The organism is Methanobrevibacter sp., assembly GCF_030539555.1.
In the GTDB taxonomy this organism is placed as follows: Archaea; Methanobacteriota; Methanobacteria; order Methanobacteriales; family Methanobacteriaceae; genus Methanocatella.
On record NZ_JAUNXX010000132.1, the window covers coordinates 1 to 2,186 of the forward strand.

General features: G+C 29.1%; 3 protein-coding genes. 2 read left to right on the plus strand and 1 reads right to left on the minus strand.

Annotation, left to right across the window (positions count from 1 at the left end):
- A partial coding sequence (locus tag Q4Q55_RS10425; protein WP_303372729.1) for a hypothetical protein occupies positions 1–231 on the plus strand: 231 nt, incomplete at its 5' end.
- Here the strand turns inward: Q4Q55_RS10425 and Q4Q55_RS10430 are convergent.
- Positions 218–721: a hypothetical protein gene (locus Q4Q55_RS10430; RefSeq protein ID WP_303372730.1), complete on the minus strand. Its 504-nt coding sequence runs from the start codon at positions 719–721 to the stop codon at positions 218–220. The two genes, Q4Q55_RS10425 and Q4Q55_RS10430, sit on opposite strands and share 14 nt — an antisense overlap.
- A gap of 111 nt (positions 722–832) precedes the next feature.
- Between Q4Q55_RS10430 and Q4Q55_RS10435 the strand changes: the two genes are divergently transcribed.
- Positions 833–2,186: type I restriction endonuclease subunit R (locus tag Q4Q55_RS10435; protein ID WP_303372731.1), on the plus strand; the 1,354-nt coding region annotated here is incomplete at its 3' end.

The window sequence follows — 2,186 nt, forward strand, 5'->3', positions numbered from 1 at the left end:
GAAAATGAAATTAAAACATTTCTTAAAGACATGTATGGTATAAGATCAAGTATTGTTCATTCTGGAATTGATTATATTTCAAAAGAAGATCTAGAAACATTGGCCCACTATGTTAGAGTTGCTTTACTTGATAGTATTTCTATTAATTATAAATTTAATAATGAAATTAATAGATTGCAGAAGAGAGATATGAATAACTTAAATAATTCAATATCTATTAATTATACATAATAGGAGATTGATAACCCGACCATTCATATTCTATGATAAGTGGAAAGCCATTTAAATTTGGTAATGGAAACTCATAATACATTAAACAAGAGCTCATAGCAAAATCAAGATTTTCCATGTTCAAAAAGAATTCTCCAATATCTTTACCATCATTAAAATCATCAACAGATAATCCATCTAATGGACATTCTTTAATTTCAATCATATGAAAGTTTCCTATGATTCTATGAAAACTTTCAAAAACATCATCAATTGATTCAATTAGTCCATCAACAATATCACAATCATATGAATCATGATAATCTTCCTGCTCATCTTCCGGAAGGTCATCAAGACATTTAATATATTGATATGATGTAAAATCATTAGGAACTTCTAATTCTAAAATTTTTTTAGGCAATAATAATTCCAAATTAAACTTTTTTAATAAATCTTTAATGGTAATTAAATCATAAGGAATATTAAAAGCACCATCAATAATATAAGCCATTGTATCAACTTTTTGCTATTATATATAATTTTAGTAAAACTTAATAGTATACTTTTATATAACTAACATTATTACAATATTGTTGTTAACTTAGAATATTGTTTAAAGGAGTTGGTTTTTATTTCATTTTATAATGAGGAAGCTTATGAAAAGTCATTAATTGAACTGTTTGGAAATTTAGGTTATAACAGTTTTTATGGTCCGGATATTGAAAGAGATTATAAAAATCCTCTTTATATGGGCGATATAGACATATTATATCGTATTAATAACCATTTAGATAAAGAAGCGGTTGATAAAGCTATTGAAGTTATTCAGAATTTTGATATTGGGTCGTTGGAAGAAAAAAATAATAAATTCATGGATTATCTTCAAAATGGTATCAATGTAAACTATTGGAAAGATGGAAAAGAGGAATCCACTCATGTTAAACTCATTGACTATGATAATATTGACAATAACCTATTTACTGCTATTAACCAATGGACAGTAGTTGATAAAGAGATGAAAATACCGGATATTGTTGTTTTTGTAAATGGATTTCCTTTAGTAGTTTGCGAGTTAAAATCTCCATCAAGAGAAAATACCGACACATCTGAAGCTTATAACCAACTTAAAAAATATATGCAAGTGATTCCAACTCTTTTTAATTACAATGCTTTTTGTGTAATGAGTGACATGTCAATTTCAAAAGCAGGTACAATCACTGCTTCTGAAGACAGATTCATGGAATGGAAAACAACTGACGGAAGCTATGAATCAACACAATGGGCAGATTTCACAACATTCTTTGAAGGAATATTCGATAAAACAAGATTTTTAGACATATTACAAAATTTCATTGTTTATTCAAACGATTCAACAACCAAAATTAAAATCATGGGTGCATACCACCAATACTTCGCTGTTAACAAAGCAGTAAACTCAACTGTCAAAGCTATTAACAGTGATCACAAAGCAGGAGTGTTCTGGCACACTCAAGGAAGTGGAAAAAGCTTATCCATGGTATTTTATGTTAACAAACTCCAACAAAAACTCGAAAGCCCTACTTTTATTGTCATTACCGACCGTAATGATTTAGATGACCAATTATATTCACAATTTGCCAAATGTAAGGATTTTTTAAGACAAACACCAAAACAAGCTACAAGCATGAAAAACCTGAAAGAATTGCTGAATGACAGAAAAGCTAATGGAATATTCTTCTCAACAATGCAAAAATTCGATGATTATGAAGAATCCCTAACAGACAGAGAAGATGTTATTGTAATATCAGATGAAGCACACAGAAGCCAATATGGACTTGAAGAAAAGGTTGATCCAAACACAGGTGAAATAAAAATTGGTGCTGCACGAAAAATACATAATGCTCTTCCAAATGCGACATTCATTGGTTTTACTGGAACTCCAATTTCAAAGGCAGATAGAAACACCAGAGAAGTATTTGGAGATTACATTGACATTT

What these genes read in the sequence shown, in the direction of transcription:
- Q4Q55_RS10430 (WP_303372730.1), bottom strand. Translation starts at nt 721, where the DNA reads ATGGCTTATATTATTGATGGTGCTTTTAATATTCCTTATGATTTAATT.